15 protein-coding genes are annotated in these 16,013 nt (G+C 44.1%); 11 read left to right on the forward strand and 4 right to left on the reverse strand.

Features of this window, described 5'->3' with window-relative positions:
- Positions 1–8: 8 nt before the first annotated feature.
- Both rsxA and metG read right to left on the reverse strand, forming a co-directional pair.
- Positions 9–590, reverse strand: a complete 582-nt coding sequence (gene rsxA, locus ACHUFM_RS04170; RefSeq protein ID WP_394179852.1) for an electron transport complex subunit RsxA — start codon at positions 588–590, stop codon at positions 9–11.
- Between the two features lie 243 nt (positions 591–833).
- The gene (metG, locus tag ACHUFM_RS04175) at positions 834–2,885 is read right to left on the reverse strand and encodes a methionine--tRNA ligase (protein ID WP_394179854.1); all 2,052 of its coding nucleotides are present in this window, start codon (positions 2,883–2,885) and stop codon (positions 834–836) included.
- A 224-nt stretch (positions 2,886–3,109) separates the two neighbouring features.
- Between metG and apbC the strand changes: the two genes are divergently transcribed.
- The 5 genes from apbC (at position 3,110) to ACHUFM_RS04200 (ending at position 10,367) form a co-directional block, all read left to right on the forward strand.
- Positions 3,110–4,192, forward strand: coding sequence for an iron-sulfur cluster carrier protein ApbC (apbC, locus tag ACHUFM_RS04180; protein ID WP_394179856.1), 1,083 nt, complete (start codon positions 3,110–3,112; stop codon positions 4,190–4,192).
- A 9-nt stretch (positions 4,193–4,201) separates the two neighbouring features.
- On the forward strand, positions 4,202–4,792 hold the full coding sequence (gene dcd / locus ACHUFM_RS04185) for a dCTP deaminase (RefSeq protein WP_394179858.1): 591 nt from the start codon (positions 4,202–4,204) through the stop codon (positions 4,790–4,792).
- A 22-nt stretch (positions 4,793–4,814) separates the two neighbouring features.
- Positions 4,815–5,843, forward strand: coding sequence for a CobW family GTP-binding protein (locus ACHUFM_RS04190; protein ID WP_394179860.1), 1,029 nt, complete (start codon positions 4,815–4,817; stop codon positions 5,841–5,843).
- A gap of 694 nt (positions 5,844–6,537) precedes the next feature.
- Positions 6,538–8,211 (forward strand): methyl-accepting chemotaxis protein, encoded by a 1,674-nt coding sequence (locus ACHUFM_RS04195; RefSeq protein WP_394179862.1) that lies wholly within the window; start codon positions 6,538–6,540, stop codon positions 8,209–8,211.
- 215 nt (positions 8,212–8,426) lie between these two features.
- On the forward strand, positions 8,427–10,367 hold the full coding sequence (locus ACHUFM_RS04200; RefSeq protein ID WP_394179864.1) for an alpha/beta hydrolase domain-containing protein: 1,941 nt from the start codon (positions 8,427–8,429) through the stop codon (positions 10,365–10,367).
- A 229-nt stretch (positions 10,368–10,596) separates the two neighbouring features.
- Here ACHUFM_RS04200 and ACHUFM_RS04205 read toward each other — a convergent pair whose 3' ends face one another.
- The gene (locus tag ACHUFM_RS04205; RefSeq protein WP_394179866.1) at positions 10,597–11,199 is read right to left on the reverse strand and encodes a nitroreductase family protein; all 603 of its coding nucleotides are present in this window, start codon (positions 11,197–11,199) and stop codon (positions 10,597–10,599) included.
- Positions 11,200–11,345: 146 nt separating this feature from the next.
- On the opposite strand from ACHUFM_RS04205, the gene ACHUFM_RS04210 reads away from it, so the two are divergent.
- The 4 genes from ACHUFM_RS04210 to ACHUFM_RS04225 all read left to right on the forward strand — a co-directional run bounded on the left by ACHUFM_RS04210 (position 11,346) and on the right by ACHUFM_RS04225 (position 13,528).
- A complete protein-coding gene (locus tag ACHUFM_RS04210) occupies positions 11,346–12,263 on the forward strand; it encodes a LysR family transcriptional regulator (protein ID WP_394179868.1) in 918 nt (305 codons plus the stop codon).
- 298 nt (positions 12,264–12,561) lie between these two features.
- Positions 12,562–12,762, forward strand: a complete 201-nt coding sequence (locus ACHUFM_RS04215; protein ID WP_394179870.1) for a hypothetical protein — start codon at positions 12,562–12,564, stop codon at positions 12,760–12,762.
- A gap of 14 nt (positions 12,763–12,776) precedes the next feature.
- Complete coding sequence (locus ACHUFM_RS04220; protein WP_394179872.1) at positions 12,777–12,983, forward strand: hypothetical protein; 207 nt, start codon at positions 12,777–12,779, stop codon at positions 12,981–12,983.
- 77 nt (positions 12,984–13,060) lie between these two features.
- On the forward strand, positions 13,061–13,528 hold the full coding sequence (locus ACHUFM_RS04225; RefSeq protein WP_394179874.1) for an ASCH domain-containing protein: 468 nt from the start codon (positions 13,061–13,063) through the stop codon (positions 13,526–13,528).
- Here the strand turns inward: ACHUFM_RS04225 and ACHUFM_RS04230 are convergent.
- Positions 13,506–14,513, reverse strand: coding sequence for an AraC family transcriptional regulator (locus tag ACHUFM_RS04230; RefSeq protein WP_394179876.1), 1,008 nt, complete (start codon positions 14,511–14,513; stop codon positions 13,506–13,508). The genes ACHUFM_RS04225 and ACHUFM_RS04230 overlap by 23 nt on opposite strands.
- Positions 14,514–14,665: 152 nt before the next feature.
- Here ACHUFM_RS04230 and ACHUFM_RS04235 point away from each other — a divergent pair, with 152 nt between their 5' ends.
- On the forward strand, positions 14,666–15,511 hold the full coding sequence (locus ACHUFM_RS04235) for an NmrA family NAD(P)-binding protein (RefSeq protein WP_394179878.1): 846 nt from the start codon (positions 14,666–14,668) through the stop codon (positions 15,509–15,511).
- Positions 15,504–15,953, forward strand: coding sequence for an anthrone oxygenase family protein (locus ACHUFM_RS04240; RefSeq protein WP_394179880.1), 450 nt, complete (start codon positions 15,504–15,506; stop codon positions 15,951–15,953). The genes ACHUFM_RS04235 and ACHUFM_RS04240 overlap by 8 nt, the downstream gene beginning before the upstream one ends.
- Positions 15,954–16,013 lie beyond the last annotated feature (60 nt).

The following is a 16,013-nucleotide window of genomic DNA, read 5'->3' on the forward strand; positions in this document are numbered from 1 at the left end:
TTTGGCTCCTAAATCTGTACCAAGGCGGTAAAGCCCATGAAAGCCAAAGCCATTAAGCCTGCTGTGATCATGCCGATTGCTGAACCTTTAAACACCACAGGCACATCGGCCACATTGATGCGTTCACGCATGGCGGCAAACAATACTAGGACAAATGAGAAGCCAACCGCGGCACCGAAGCCATATAAAATGGATTCAACAAAGTTGTTTTGTTTGCTGATGTTTTGCAGCGCCACACCCAATACTGCACAGTTGGTGGTAATCAAGGGTAGGAAAATTCCCAACACGCGGTACAACAAAGGACTGGTTTTGTGTACTACCATCTCAGTAAATTGCACAACAACAGCAATCACCAAGATGAAGGAAATGGTTTGCAGATATTCCAAACCAAAGGGCTGCAATATGTAGGTAAACGTAAGATAACTGCACAGACTAGAAAGTGTCAGTACAAAGGTGGTGGCCATCGCCATACCAATAGAGGTTTCCAGTTTGCCAGACACACCCATGAAAGGGCAAAGTCCTAAAAACTGTACCAAGACAAAATTGTTCACCAAAATGGTGCTGACTAGTATCAACAGATATTCAGTCATCTCACGTCCAAAAAAAGGGTAAATTCATCGAAACTAATAGTGCTTGCCCGAGCACTTCCTGCGAGCGTAACTATACCAATCTGCTTATAACTAACAAAGCTAAAAATCCAGTATATATAGTCTGATTTAGTATATAGATAATAAGTTTCGATTATATAAGCTGGATTTATGTATCTATTACAATGCTATTGTTTAACCTATTAAGAATCTTTCTCATCTAGGTTAAACAATAGCAGATGGCGGCTACATGACGCGTTGGCCAGGTTTGGCGCCAGCGTGTGGTTCCAGTAGGTAAATTTCTTCACCACCAGGGCCTGCTGCTAATACCATGCCTTCAGATAAACCAAACTTCATCTTACGCGGCGCTAAGTTTGCGACCATGACCGTATATTTGCCTTCTAAGTCTTCAGGCTTATAAGCTGATTTAATACCAGAGAAAACGGTGCGTGTTTCACCACCTATATCAAGAGTCAGTTTCAAAAGCTTGTTGGCTTTTTCTACATGCTCTGCTTTCGCAATCAAAGCAATGCGCAAATCCACTTTCGCGAAATCGTCAAAGTTAATTTCCTCAGCAATCGGCTCTTTGCTCAGTTCGGTTTCTTCCTTGTTGGTGTTTGACGATTCTTTCGACGCGGCTTCGGCTGCGGCTTCTACCTTGCCTTCTTCAATCATGTCATCGATCTGTTTTTGCTCAATACGCCCCATTAATGGCTTGAACTTATTGATCGAGTTGCCGAACAATAATGTCGTGCGGTTATCCCAAGTTAGCTCTTTATTCAAGAAGGCTTCGGCGTCAGCGATCATGTTTGGCATAACTGGTTTTAAATACGTCGCCAAAACGCTGAATAGGTTGAGTGCAACGGTACAGACTTCTTGAACCTTAGGTAGCGTGGCTTCGTCTTTTGCCAATACCCAAGGGGCTTGATCAGCAATGTAAGTATTCGCTACGTCAGCCAAACGCATGATTTCACGAACGGCTTTACCGTATTCGCGGCTTTCAAAATGGTCGGCAATTACATCGCCTGCATCAATGAAAGATTGAATCATGTCATTTTCGCTGACCTCAGTAGCCAACTGACCATCAAACTTCTTAGTAATAAAGCTGGCGGTACGGCTGGCAATGTTAACGACTTTACCTACTACGTCAGAATTCACTCGTTGGATGAAATCTTCTAAATTTAAATCTATGTCATCGACACTGGCGTTAAGCTTGGCGGCAAAGTAGTAACGTAAGTATTGCGGATCCAAATGATTCAAGTAAGTACGTGCTTTAATAAAAGTACCACGTGACTTAGACATCTTAGTGCCGTTTACCGTGACATAGCCGTGGGCATTGACGCCAGTTGGCGTGCGGTATCCAGCACAATCCAACATGGCTGGCCAGAACAGGGCATGGAAGTTGATGATGTCTTTACCGATGAAGTGGTAAAGCTCAGCGTCTGAGTCTTTCGCCCAGTAATCATCGAAGTTTAACCCTTCCGTGCGATTACACAGATTCTGGAAACTCGCCATGTAACCGATCGGGGCGTCTAGCCATACGTAGAAATATTTGCCTGGAGCATCTGGAATTTCAAAACCAAAATAAGGCGCGTCACGGCTGATGTCCCATTCTTGTAACCCTGAATCTAACCACTCGGCCAGTTTGTTTGCCACTTGGTCTTGTAAGGTGCCACTGCGGGTCCATTTTGCCAAGAAATCTTGGAAGTCTGGCAGTTTGAAAAAGTAATGCTCAGACTCTTTTTCAATGGGGGTCGCACCGGAATACACCGAACGTGGATTGATCATTTCCATTGGCGTGTAAGTGGCTGAACACACTTCACAGTTGTCGCCGTATTGGTCTTCCGCTTTACACTTAGGGCATGTGCCTTTGATAAAGCGATCTGCTAGGAACATTTCTTTTTCTGGATCGTAAGCTTGCACGATGGAACGTACTGAGATTTTGCCGTTATCACGCAGCGCTTTATAGATGCTGGTAGAAATGTCACGGTTTTCGTCTGAGTGAGTTGAATGGTAGTTGTCGTAACCAATCAAGAAATCATTGAAGTCTTTCATGTGCTCTTGGCGTACGCCTTCGATCAACTCTTCAGAAGTGATGCCATTTTGCTCCGCTTTAATCATGATGGCGGTGCCATGGGCGTCATCGGCACAAACCGCAGTACACACGTGCCCACGCATTTTCTGAAAACGCACCCAGATGTCTGTTTGGATGTGTTCCAGCATGTGTCCTAAATGGATAGATCCATTTGCATAAGGAAGGGCGCTGGTGACGAGTATTTTGCGTTGCGTTTGTGCCATTTTTGATAAGCCTACTGGATTAAAAAAGGTCGAATATTCTATCAGAATTTAGAGGTGGACGACGAAAAAAAGTCTCAGTCTAAATAAGGGATAGCATGTTGGAAGGCGACATTATAAGTCGCCACTTATTCAGTGCAAGTCTAAGCCTTGCTTTTCCACGATTTGCCCCCACATTGGCATCATCATATCCATTTATTCGCGCCGCTTGTTAACTAGGAGCCTACATGCCCACCTTAGACGAACTGCATGCTCAACAGCAGACCATTCTGGCTGAACTGATCGATCCCAATACCCAACAAGCCTATGGTGATGTCTGGCAATTGACCGGTGACGACGCCCGTTTACATTTGCGTATTACCTTACCTTACCCAGCGCAGCAACAGCAGGCACAACTAGAACAAATGGTTCAAACTGCGCTAAACGATACTCGGGAACTGACGTTAGAGGTTGAACACGAAATCAGCCAATACGCTACACAGGGGAATTTACCTGGCCTTAATGGGGTGAAAAATGTGATTGCCGTGGCGTCGGGTAAAGGTGGGGTTGGTAAATCGACCACGACAGTGAACTTGGCCTTGGCCATGGCGCGTGAAGGTGCACGCGTGGGGATTCTGGATGCGGATATTTACGGTCCAAGCCAAGGTATGATGCTGGGTTTTGCCGATGGTACTCGACCACAAGTGCGCGATGAAAAGTTCTTTATTCCGCCGAGCGCTCATGGTGTGCAAGTCATGTCGATGGCCTTTTTGATGACCAAAGATACGCCTGTGGCGTGGCGTGGTCCTATGGTTACTGGGGCTTTGATGCAAATTCTCACGCAAACCGATTGGGATGACTTGGATTATTTGTTTGTTGATATGCCGCCAGGTACTGGGGACATTCAATTGACTTTATCGCAAAAAGTGCCAGTAGCAGGCTCAGTGATCGTCACCACACCACAAGACATTGCGTTGTTGGACGCTCGTCGTGGCATCGAAATGTTTAATAAAGTGAAGATTCCGGTATTGGGTGTGGTGGAAAATATGTCGACACACATTTGCTCTAACTGTGGTCATCATGAAGCCATCTTCGGGGATGAGGGCGGTGCCAGCTTAGCAAAAGAATACGGTGTGAATGTGCTTGGCAAGCTGCCATTGAGTTTATCGATCCGTGAACAGAGTGATTTAGGGAAGCCGATTGTGGTAAATTCCCCCGGTAGTGAGGTGACGGGCATTTATCAGTCGATTGCTCGTCAGTTGGGTGCTACTCTTGCCCGCCTACAAGAACAGCAATTTGTGATGCCAACCATTGGCATGAGCGACGATTGAGGAAGTAACATGCGTTTGTGTGACCGAGATATAATTAAAGCCCTAGACCAAGGCGACATCGTGATTGAGCCACGCCCAGACAACAGCGTGATCAGTGGCGTGTCGGTGGATTTGCGTTTGGGCAACTCGTTTCGAGTGTTTCAAGGTCACCCTGCGCCTTACCTTGACCTGAGCAGTTCCAAAGACGATCTGAGTAAAGTCATCGAATCTGTCATGAGTGATGAGATCTTAGTCGATGATGGCAAACCTTTCTTTATCCACCCTGGTGAACTGGTATTGGGTGTAACTAAAGAGTCGGTCACGATTCCAGACGACTTGGTAGGGTGGTTAGACGGTCGCTCTTCTCTGGCGCGTTTAGGGCTCATGGTGCACGTAACGGCTCACCGTATTGATCCCGGTTGGAGTGGTGGCATTGTTTTAGAATTCCTTAATGGCGGTAAACTGCCGATTGCCTTAAGCCCGGGCATGACGATAGGGGCGATTAATTTTGAAACCTTGTCTGGCCCTGCGGAGCGTCCATACAACAAGCGTGATAATGCCAAATACAAAGATCAAACATCGGCGATTGGCAGTCGCATCAGTGGCGATAAATCTCAATAGAGACGATTTTTTAGTAAACACCATGACGTATCAAAACATTCCAGTGAACATTATTACCGGATTTTTAGGGGCTGGTAAAACGACCCTCATTCGCCAGCTTCTCAGTAAGGTACCTGCGGGTGAACACTGGGCGGTATTGGTCAATGAGTTTGGTGAAGTGGGCATAGATGGTGCGTTACTGGCAGACAGTGGTGCTAGCATCAAAGAAGTACCGGGCGGCTGTTTGTGTTGTGTGACCTCGGCGGCGTTTAGTACAGGCTTGAATGCACTGATCAAACAGGTGAATCCAGACCGCATAATTATTGAGCCCACTGGCATTGGCCACCCCGTGCAAATCATGGCGCAACTGCAAGTCGAACATTACCGTGATGTGCTGGATGTCAAAGCCTCGGTTTGTCTGTTGGATGTGCGTAATCTGCAAGACCCAAGATACTTAGGTCATCCGGCGTTCTTTGATCAGATCGATCAAGCCGATGTGCTGATTGCATCAAAGGCTGACCAATACTCGGAAGCGCAGCAAGATCAATTTCTCGCGTTCGTCGCACAGCTTAACGATCCGAAAAAGTATGCTTTTTCTTATCATGGTGATATTGCTTTATCTTGGCTGGATTATTCAAAGAGCAATGCTTCGTCCGTTCTGCCTCATCACCATGTGCACCATGATCACTCAAACCATAATCACTCCCATGATCATGAAAACAGTCACCATCATGAGTCTGATACGCTCAGATTCCAGCATGAAAAGATCACTTGTTATGAAAAGCGCGATCAAACCCTTTGTAGCATTGGTTGGGTGATTGCAGGTGAAATGCGTTTTCAGCAAGACACGGTTGAAAACCTTGCCCAACAACTCAAACAGCACAAAGGTTTTTGGCGACTCAAAGGCCGACTCAACCTTAATAACGAGAGCGCCATTGAGTGCAACGTCACCCAAACGGAGCTGGATTTCGCCACGCAAGACAGTGTTCCGCAATCCAAAATTGAGTGTCTTGTCGATGATGAACATCAGCTTGCTGAAGTAAAAGGTCTGATAGAAAAGGCGTTGTTTTAGTTTTCCATGCTCTAGGCTTTTACATTAGGTCTGATTAGCTTGAATTGAATTGGGTGTTTTTCTGCCTTTTAATTCAGGGAAGTTGGGCGAATCACTTCATTTATTGAAACTTTTTCCGACGGCGAATTCAACAGCAAACGCTGTCAAACCTGTAAAGAAATCTTCCTTTTATGTATGAATCCGTTAATGCCTTGGGAATAACTAGAAGAGGGTATTGAGCCTTTTTATCCTAAATTAGGGAATGGCAGAAGGCCTTATCTATGATACCCCTGTTGCTGATCACTCTATCACTCTATCACTCTATCACTATGAACTTCAGGTACTTATGTGTTTATCATCGACCAGATGATACGCGCAGTGAGGGGAATCCGTTTAAACATTATAAAATAAGGTTCAATCATCTTGTTTAATGGTATAAAAGTGATGAAATAGCCGTATTACTGGTTGATATTGGACTTTTGGGGAAGTTAAGGTGCATTACTCGACTTGATCGCATGTTTCTAAGTTTTGTGAGTCGATCAAGAATAGGCGTTTATTCTTAATAAACGTACTCTAATCATGCAAAATCGTAGAAATGTTTATGAAGACATCGCATAATCATACCGTATTACATTTTGTAATGCAGATAGCATCTTAAGCTGATGTTTTAGTAATAGTAAATACTTTTAATCGTTTAAATCAGAAAGGATTATCTATGTTACGGTCTTTGAAGTTTCAAATATACATGCTTACCTTATTGCCATTGCTTCTTGCAGGTGTGTTATCGGCTATCGGGATGCTAACCGCTATTCAAGTTGTTCAAGAAAAAACCACAGAAACCATTTCTCATTCTGTTTTGGACGTGGAGAAAAAAGGCCTAATGGCTGTGATGGAGTCGGTGAGGACATTAGTTGAACCCTATGCCGAGAAGCCCAACAAAGAAGGCTTGGATGAAGCGTTAACGCTTTTAAATTCAATAAAATTTAATGATGGCCAAGGCTATATATTTTCTTTTACCTCTGACGGCACCATGCTGCAACATGGCGTAAGTAAGAAAATTGTAGGAACCAATATTCTTGATCGTACCGATGCTAAAGGAACATTTTTCTTCAAAGAGCTGGTTAAGGCTGCAAAAAATGGTACGCATTTTGTCGAATATTTTCACCTCAAACCCGGTGCTGAAGAGCCGTCACTAAAATACGCTTATTCCTTATATATCCCTGAATGGGATTTAATGATTAATGCGGGTATTTATCTAGATGAGACACAAAAAATAGTTGATACGATAAAAGCAGAGATTAATGGTTCTAAAAATTCGATACTGATTCAAAATACAGTCATTACTGTTGTTGTTATGCTGCTTATTATTCTATTGGTTTCTTTCGCTGTATCGATACTGTATCGATCGCTTAATACGCTGCGCCTTTCTGTTGCCGACCTTGCGAATGGTAACGGTGATTTGACTGTAGAGTTACCCTATAGCTATATCGATTTAATTGATGAGATATCGAAAAACTTTAACCGCTTCCTTGCTTCTCTTAACTCTGATATCACGCATTTAAAAGCGACAACTCAAGAGTTAAATCAGATTGCAAAAACGTCTTCAGAGCATCAATTACTCTTGGTTGAGTCTGTTAACACTCAAAAAGATGGTGCTTTACAGGTTGCTGCCGCAATAGATGAAATGTCCTCTACTGCCAGTGATATCGCTAATAATGCGGAGGTTACTCGCTCATCTGCCGAGTCTGCTAATACACAAACCAAAGATGTCCTTAATCAGGTGGAAACATCAAATGAGCAACTTGAGAACCTCAACATCTTGATGACGGATGTTGAGAAGTCTATTAATGAGTTAGGACAAAATGTAGAAGATATTAATTCAGCATTAGGCGTGATTCAAAGCATCTCTGAACAAACTAACCTACTGGCACTGAATGCTGCTATTGAAGCCGCACGGGCTGGGGAGCAAGGTCGAGGCTTTGCTGTTGTTGCTGATGAAGTGAGAACGCTTGCCCAGCGCAGCCAAGAGAGTACTGTCGAAATTAGTGGTATTTTGGAGAAGTTGCAAGCCAGCGCTGCCAACACGGTTAACGATATGGAACGTTCTGGCGTGCAACGCAACAAAGTGCTTGAAGCTATGTCAAATATTCGTGCACTCATCAGCAGTAGCACTGAATCCATTGAGGGGCTGACTCTGTTGAACATTCAGGTTGCGACCGCCGCAACAGAACAGTCAGCGGTTGCTGATGAGATTGCAGAGAATATCAATGGCATTGTGGTACAGGCTGATAACATTAGTTCTGGAGCAGAAAAAGCGTCTGAGCAAATGTCTGGTCTGGAGAAACAATCTCTGCTTATTGAAAGTATAACGAGCAAATTTAAAGTGTAATAATCATTCCCCTCCGTAACGAAGCCCTTGTGCGGAGGGGATTCTGCTCTCAAGGCTAATGAGTCTCCTCTAATAATATTAACTGATTGTTATTTATGAAAATAAATTACATACCTCAGACTCTACCCCTATTAAAACTCAAGATAATTTAATGTCCGAGTGGCTATTATTTAATAGTGCTACGCAGGGATTTAGTAATAAAAAGGATGAATATTATGTGTATAAATAGAAAGTGGTTGTGGACCGCATTCGGGATTGTTTTAGCAATGTCTCCTCTTGTGACGCAGGCAAAAGTCACGGATTTTACTGTTACCAACACCATTCGCCCTGTTTTTGAGGGCACTCGTTTTGGTGAGGTAGGCACCTATGAACGTATCGATGCGATTGCTGAACTGGCGATTGACCCGAACTCAACGCGGGGGAAAAAAATTGTCGATCTGGAATATGCTCCTGTTGGCAAAGATGGACTTGTTCATTACTCAACTAAGGTGTCAATTTTACGTCCTATCGATGCGGAAAAAGCGAACGGCACAGTATTGTATGAAGTGTTAAACCGTGGAAGAAACTTGTCTCTTGCTTTATTAAACAGGGCAAGCAGCCTTGGTATGCCTGAAACAGCTCAAGATGCAGGGGATGGTTTTTTGATGGACAATGGCTACACCCTTGTCTGGAGCGGTTGGCAAACTGATTTGCCCGAGAATAAACTCAAGCTGAATGTTCCCGTGCTGCCTTCTGTTACTGGTCTTTCACGGGAAGAATTTATCTTTGATAAAGCCGATCAGGTTATGACTGCCAACTTGACCTATCCGGCGATGGATATGGACAGTAAAAGTGCCACGCTGACCGTGCGGCAGAGCGCAGATGACCCGCGTTCCACTGTGTCTGGTTTATCATTTAAATACCTGTCACCTACGCAAATCGAGATTACTCGCCCCGAGGGTTTTGATAACGGTGCCATTTATGAATTCATCTATAGGGCGAAAAACGCCGTACCTGCTGGACTGGCTTTTGCTGCCACTGCGGATGTGGTGAGCTTCTTGAGAGGTTACAAGGGGCATGATGTGGTATCGCCATTGAAAAATATCGATAACAGTATCGCTCTTGGCCTTTCACAATCGGGGCGTTTTTTGCGCGATTTCATCTATCAAGGCTTCAATGCCGATGAGTCCAGTACTAAGGTATTTGATGGGGTGATTACTCACATTGCTGGGTCCCGTAAGACTTATACGAATTATCGTTTTGCCAAAGTAGGCCGTTACTCTCGCCAACATGAAGACCATGATGTGCAAGGTGACCAATTTCCCTTTAGCTATGCTTCGTTAACCGACCCTTTGACGGGTCGTACCGATGGCATTTTAAAAGCATGTCGTATCAGTAATACTTGCCCTAAAATCATGCAAACGGATACCTCGACAGAGTTTTGGCAAGCTAGGGCGGCTCTAATGTCTACTGCGCCAGACGGTAGTGAGATAAACATTCCGGACGAGGTTCGTTGGTACTTCTTGGCTGGTGCACCACATTTTAATGTTTGGGGGGCGGTGAGTAAAATCGATGAGGTATGCCAATACCCAACGAATCCTATTAGTGCTGCACCGGTGATGCGGGCGTTAACAAGTGCAATGCAAAGCTGGACAACCAACGGTACTAAGCCTCCTGCTAGTCAGTACCCAAATACTCGTGATGGCAGCCTTGTTGCCTTGTCTGAACTGCATCTACCTAATATTTCAAACGACAGCGTCATGCCTGTTTATAATGTGCTTAAAGTAATGGATCACAGCGTTATTCCTCCTATTGCTGGTGAAGCTTACCCTGTATTTGTGCCACAGCTCGATGCAGATGGTATTGCCACGGGAGGCATAAAGGTGCCCCGTGTCGCTGCACCTTTAGGAACCTATTGGGGGTGGAATTTACGCAATGAAGGTTATGCCAAAGGTAACCTTTGTGGTCTGAAAGGCTCGTTTATTGCCTTTGCAAAAGATAAAGGCGAGATAGAGGGTGATACACGTTCCTCGATATCTGCACGTTATGGTGATGTGGAAGGCTATGTGAAAGTCGTGAAAGCAAAAGTGAAAAGCTTAGTTGATGATGGTTTTATGTTGCCGGGTGATATGGACTTTGTGGTTCAACAAGCGAAAAAAGATTTTGAAAACCTTTAAGGACGGTGCGAATAAGTCTATTAGGTGTCAGGTGAGTATAACGTCTGACACCACCTCTGTTTATTCATTTAGTATCCGTTATTTCATTGGTATTTTTTAAAATAATACGTTTTTGAGGGATTGCGTAGGGAGCCTGTTTAATATCAATTAGACGAAATGGTTGTTGGGCAGCATCAGCAACGTTATTTTGTTGATGCTGCCTAGATTATTTTATGTTTTTAAAAAGCCACTAAAAGGTGTTTTCAAACACCACTTCATCCACAGAAAGTTGTCCACCACGGGGTTGTGCGGGTTTGGTGCCTTTGCCAATAGCCAGCATCATAACAATGACATGGTTTTTCGGCAGTTTAATGAGGTCAGCGACCTTGTCGAATTCGATGCCGATCATAGGGCTAGTGTTGTAGCCCATTTCTTCCGCCGCCAACATGAGGTTTTGTGCTGCCATGGCGCCGGATCGAATGGCTTCATCTCTTTGTAACCATGCTTTGTCACGGTAAAAGTCTTGTAGCATATTGGTTAGCATGTCTTGAACCTCATTCGGGGCATTCTTCCAGTATCTTCTCGGGTTGTCGGACCAAGCTTGGGTATTCGCGACTACGATGATGAGCTCCGACGCAGCGCTGATTTGTCCTTGGTCCCAAGCGGCATTTTGGATGTTTTGGCGCTGTTGTTCGTCCACCACACGCACAAATCGCCAATGCTGAATGTTGAACGAGGTAGGGGCCAAGATCGCCGCCTTGATGAGTTTTTGAAACATTTGATCCGACATTTTATGGTCGGGATCAAAATGCTTAATTGAACGTCTTTTCTCGATTAGATTGAATACACTCATGATTTACTCCTATGTGTTTAAAGTGAATAGGGACATGGTGCGTTTTTTTTATCAATGCATAAACTGCCTAAGTTGGGTTTCTATTTTTGCGTTATACGCAATGATAGGGAATACTGTTTTGCATCGATGTACCGAGGATGAGTGTTGTGTTTGAGGCAATGGAACAATTTGTCAGAGTGGTGGAATTAGGTTCCTTTAGCGCCGCGGCGGAGTCGTTAGGGAAAAAGCCGAGTTCCATCACTAGAAAGGTTAATCAGCTTGAGCATGAAGTGAAAACCAAGTTGCTGATTCGCTCGACTCGTCGGTTAGATCTGACGCCAGATGGGGAACAATTTTATAATCAATGCAAACAAATCTTGCAGTCTGTCCATGCTGCCAAGCACAGCTTTGTCAAAGATGATGCTAAAGTTGATGGCAGTTTGGGTATTGCCACTTTTGATAGCGTAGGGCGGGGTGTTCTTGTGCCGCTTATCGCCCAATTTCGACAGAAGCATCCAGACACTAAGATTGCGATCAGTCTCGATAATAATCTCTCTGATCTTCATAAAGGCCCATTTGATTTGGCCATTCGATATGGGCGTCCAGATGACTCAAGCTTACTTTTTCGCCCGTTAAGAAAGATGCCTAATGTACTGGTTGCCTCTCCGTCTTATCTGCAGCAGTCGGCCCCCATTGAATCGCCAGAAGATTTAAAATCTCACGCTTGCTTAGCTTTTTATCGATCTCGTCAGCATGCTTGGTGGCATTTTAAAAAGGGAACTGAGTACAGAAAAATCCGCATTGATCCAATGCTCTCATCAGAAGGCGGAACGCCTTTGTTGATGTGGGCTAAAGCGCACCAAGGTATTACTTTGGTGAGTAAGCTTTTTATTGAAGAAGATCTAAAAGACGGTCGTTTAGTTGAGGTATTACCTCATTGGCAAGCCTCACTGACAGAGCAAGATAGCGCCATGTTGTATCTAGTATGGAAACCGTCATCGGGACAAAAGCCCATTGTCAGAGCCATGATCAACGACATTGTCGCAGCGCTAAGTGACAGACCGAAAGAGTTTGATCAGATCTAAATAAAGATCATAGGATGAAATATAATAAAGCTCCAATAATATAGGTGTTATATGGTTATCAAGAATAAAAGGTAAATATAAGCATTTAATTGCTTTATGTCTCTGCCTAATAATGAATTAGAGTTGGAATTTTAATTAACTGTTTAGTAATATGTCTAGGCCATATAATATGCTCTTAAGCTTGAGAGAACTCGGTTCTCTCATCATAATGATGGATGTTTAGCTTTAAGGATAAGAGCTCCTTTCTAATATATCTTAATTGCGCTTAAGGATGATTTTACTTTAAAAGGAAGTATCAATGATGCTAAAAAAACTATGCTTATTAATCACTGTCGCAGCAAGCGTCAGTGCCTGCTCATCTTTTTACAATGATAGTGCTGTTGCCCCAGATGGTGGTCGTTTCGTATCTGGCCAATATGATGGTAATAAAGCGATTTTTCACTGTCCATCAACGCCAGATGCAGGTGATTGTGAACGTATAAATGTTGAATTTAAGTAAAAGGATTTTGAAAAATGAAATTTAAATTATTAGCTTCTTTACTGATTGCTGTTGGTCTAACTGGTTGTGCTTCAACATTCACAAGTATTGAACCTGCGGCTGAAGAAAATATGTATTTTGTGACAGAAAATCATAATCGTCCATTTGGCATTTCTGGAGAGCTTCATTTATGTGAGGCAATTGATTCCAGTAATATGGTTTGTGAAACGATAGACGATTAATTGTCGAATTAGACGGCTTTATTTTTAAAGCCGTCTATATTTAGTCTTATCATTTTATCTCTTATTATTTCTTCGTAATGCAATCGAATTGTCAATCCTACTTAGCAAGCTATCTAAAACGTTTACCTAAGGCGCAAGCTGAGCAGTACTCTTCATTTAGTGCGGATTACTTTTGCGCCGATGAGGTCAATGCCAATCTTTGCGCTGAGTTGATTTTGCGCGGTGAAAAGCGGGCGTCTTGCAGTATGGCGCATTGGTATCATCACGAGAATGAAGCGTATCCTCAAGTTGGGCATTTGCAAGTGGTTACCAACTGGCAGGGGCAACCGGTTTGTATCATTGAGACAACCCAAGTTAGCGAATGCCGTTTTAATGAGGTGACGGCCGAGTTTGCTGTGGCCGAGGGTGAGGGAGATAAGTCACTGAGCTGGTGGCGTGAAGCACACTGGGATTTCTTTTCTAAAGAATGTGAAGAATTGGACATTCCTCCAGCGGAAGATATGATGCTGGTGTTGGAACACTTTAAACGCGTTTATCCGTTATGAGTTTTTTAGGCCGCAGAGGCGGCTCTCCAAATATTCGTTTATAAGCTCTGGAGAACGCCGCTTCAGATTGATAGCCCAATTCTTCGGCCAGATCGGCCAAAGTCACTTGAGACTGATTGATTTTGTGTCTCGCCAAATTCATTCGCCATTCGGTAAGGTAATGTTTCACTGAGGTACCAATGACCTGGGTAAAATGGGCAGAAAACCCTGAGCGCGACATGCCAGCTAATGTTGCCAGTTGATCAACCGTCCAAGCGTATTGTGGTTGAGTGTGAATGGCTGACAAGGCTTTAGCTAATTTCGGGTCTTGTAGACCGCTAAGCCATCCATTTGGGGCGTGGCTACTTTTAGTGATCCAGTTGCGAATGGCTTGAATGACAATAATGTCAGCCAGATGTGTCATGATGGTTTCACCGCCAGGGGCAAGCGTCGAGGCTTCTTGTTCTAAGGTGTGCATCATACTTTGCAGAGACAGAGGTAGGTTGTCCTTTGCTTGACTTAGGTGAATGACGTCAGGAAGCTGTGCAATCAGCTTTTGTCCTGCAATATGGTCAAAGCTTAGTACCCCGCAGATGAGCCGAGTTACCTGTGCTTCGCTTTGCCCTTCCACTTTTTCTCTTTCTTTTTCACGTCCTTTTCCGCCATAGCGAAGAAATTCATAACGTTCTGAGAGTTTGGTGACGGGAATGTCGAAGAAAGGTTCACATGTTTGTCCCTTTTCATGACTAATATTATGGCCCAGACCTTTGGCGACTAAGGCCAGTTCACCTGGTTGCAAATAGTGGCTTTTACCGTTTTCGAAGCTTAGCCAACACCCTCCCTCCGTCACGATATGGAACATCATTTTGCCTGCTAAAGGGGGCATGGCAATGCCCCAAGGCTCAATCAGCTCTGAATTGGCGTAGATCAAACCGTTTAGTCTAAGAGAATAAAGAGTTTCCCCTAATGTATCGGAATGAGCGGGTATATCACGAGGTGGAAGCATGTTGGTGTCCATGACTTTGTAATCTGTATTTTTAGACGAACTGCAAAAAAGTATGGATATTAAGGCATTAAATATCAAGTTTTGGCCGATTAAACTGTCATTTAAGTTAGCAAGTACTGGCTGATGTTTAAAATTGAATGAGAGGGTTTGAGATGAAAGACAATAGCATGGCAATCATTGGTGCTCAGGGTAAAACTGGCGCAAGAGTTATGAAAAAGTTGAACGCATTAGGTTTGAATCCCCGTGGCTTATCACGCCACAGTGAAGTGATGTTTGATTGGGCAAGGCGTGATACTTGGGTACCCGCTTTGACTGGAGTGAAAGCCCTGTATGTGACCTATTATCCTGATTTGGCAGTCCCGCAAGCGGAAGAGGATATGAGTGCTTTAGTCGCCGTGGCAAAACAAGTCGGAATCGATCATTTAGTGTTGTTATCTGGCCGAGGTGAAGAAGGGGCGCAGCGCGCTGAGCAGGTGGTCATACACAGTGGACTAAGGTGGAATGTGGTGCGTGCCAGTTGGTTCATGCAAAACTTTAGTGAGAGCTTTATGGTACAGGGCATTGCTGCAGGGAACTTAGTATTGCCTGAGCCTAACGCCACAGAACCTTTTATAGACGCAGAGGACATTGCTGATGTGGTGGTAGCGGCGTTCACGCAGCCGCATTTGACCGATCAATTATTGGAGGTGACAGGGCCTGAGTTACTGAGTTTTATGGATTGCGTCGAAAAAATCAGTGCAATGATTGGGCGAAAGGTGGAGTTCAGCCCTGTACCAGTAGAGGCTTATTTAGCGGGTGCTAAGGCGCAAGGTTTGCCCGATGACATGGCCTGGTTAATCAACGAATTATTCGTCAATGTATTGGATGGGCGTAACGAATCGATCACGGATACGGTATGGCAAGTTTTAGGTCGACCTGCGCGTCGTTTTGATCAATATCTTGTGGATCAGGCAGAGGCGTCGATATGGTGTCAATCACAGGAGAGCACAGGTGGCTGAGTTACTGATTGTCTTATTGGGTATCATGGCGGGAACGTATTTTGCCTTTTCTGCTTTTGTGATGAGAGCATTAAATCGTCTTGCTGCCAACGAGGCGATTAGCGTCATGAACAGCATAAATCGAATGATTTTAAACAGCGTATTTATGCCCATTTTCTTTGTTTCAAGTGCTTGCTTGTTGGGGGCTTTATTATGGCATGTATCTAACTGGCAAGCGGGTGAGTCGGGGTTTTGGATAGCGTCAGCCTTGATCTATTTACTGGGTATGTTTGCGGTAACCTTATTTGGTAATGTGCCATTGAATGAACGACTGAAACAGGGGGCGAAATATTCAGAATTAAGCCACACTCTTTGGCATGAATATGCTGTTAAGTGGACGCGATTGAATCACGTAAGGACATTAAGCAGTGCTTTAGCCTGTTCTATTTTGACTTACGTATAATGGCTTTTTCAGAAGCGCGGCGGTTTCTGATGGATGGTACACTGTGGTATTGCATCGTTG

This window comes from Marinomonas posidonica (assembly GCF_043643765.1).
Lineage (GTDB): Bacteria > Pseudomonadota > Gammaproteobacteria > Pseudomonadales > Marinomonadaceae > Marinomonas > Marinomonas posidonica_A.

Coding starts and splice junctions, on each gene's coding strand:
- metG (WP_394179854.1), bottom strand. CDS start 2,885: ATGGCACAAACGCAACGCAAAATACTCGTCACCAGCGCCCTTCCTTAT.
- apbC (WP_394179856.1), top strand. CDS start 3,110: ATGCCCACCTTAGACGAACTGCATGCTCAACAGCAGACCATTCTGGCT.
- ACHUFM_RS04230 (WP_394179876.1), bottom strand. CDS start 14,513: ATGCTTCCACCTCGTGATATACCCGCTCATTCCGATACATTAGGGGAA.
- ACHUFM_RS04225 (WP_394179874.1), top strand. CDS start 13,061: ATGCAATCGAATTGTCAATCCTACTTAGCAAGCTATCTAAAACGTTTA.
- ACHUFM_RS04220 (WP_394179872.1), top strand. CDS start 12,777: ATGAAATTTAAATTATTAGCTTCTTTACTGATTGCTGTTGGTCTAACT.
- dcd (WP_394179858.1), top strand. CDS start 4,202: ATGCGTTTGTGTGACCGAGATATAATTAAAGCCCTAGACCAAGGCGAC.
- ACHUFM_RS04235 (WP_394179878.1), top strand. CDS start 14,666: ATGAAAGACAATAGCATGGCAATCATTGGTGCTCAGGGTAAAACTGGC.
- ACHUFM_RS04205 (WP_394179866.1), bottom strand. CDS start 11,199: ATGAGTGTATTCAATCTAATCGAGAAAAGACGTTCAATTAAGCATTTT.
- ACHUFM_RS04195 (WP_394179862.1), top strand. CDS start 6,538: ATGTTACGGTCTTTGAAGTTTCAAATATACATGCTTACCTTATTGCCA.
- ACHUFM_RS04190 (WP_394179860.1), top strand. CDS start 4,815: ATGACGTATCAAAACATTCCAGTGAACATTATTACCGGATTTTTAGGG.
- ACHUFM_RS04200 (WP_394179864.1), top strand. CDS start 8,427: ATGTGTATAAATAGAAAGTGGTTGTGGACCGCATTCGGGATTGTTTTA.
- rsxA (WP_394179852.1), bottom strand. CDS start 590: ATGACTGAATATCTGTTGATACTAGTCAGCACCATTTTGGTGAACAAT.
- ACHUFM_RS04215 (WP_394179870.1), top strand. CDS start 12,562: ATGATGCTAAAAAAACTATGCTTATTAATCACTGTCGCAGCAAGCGTC.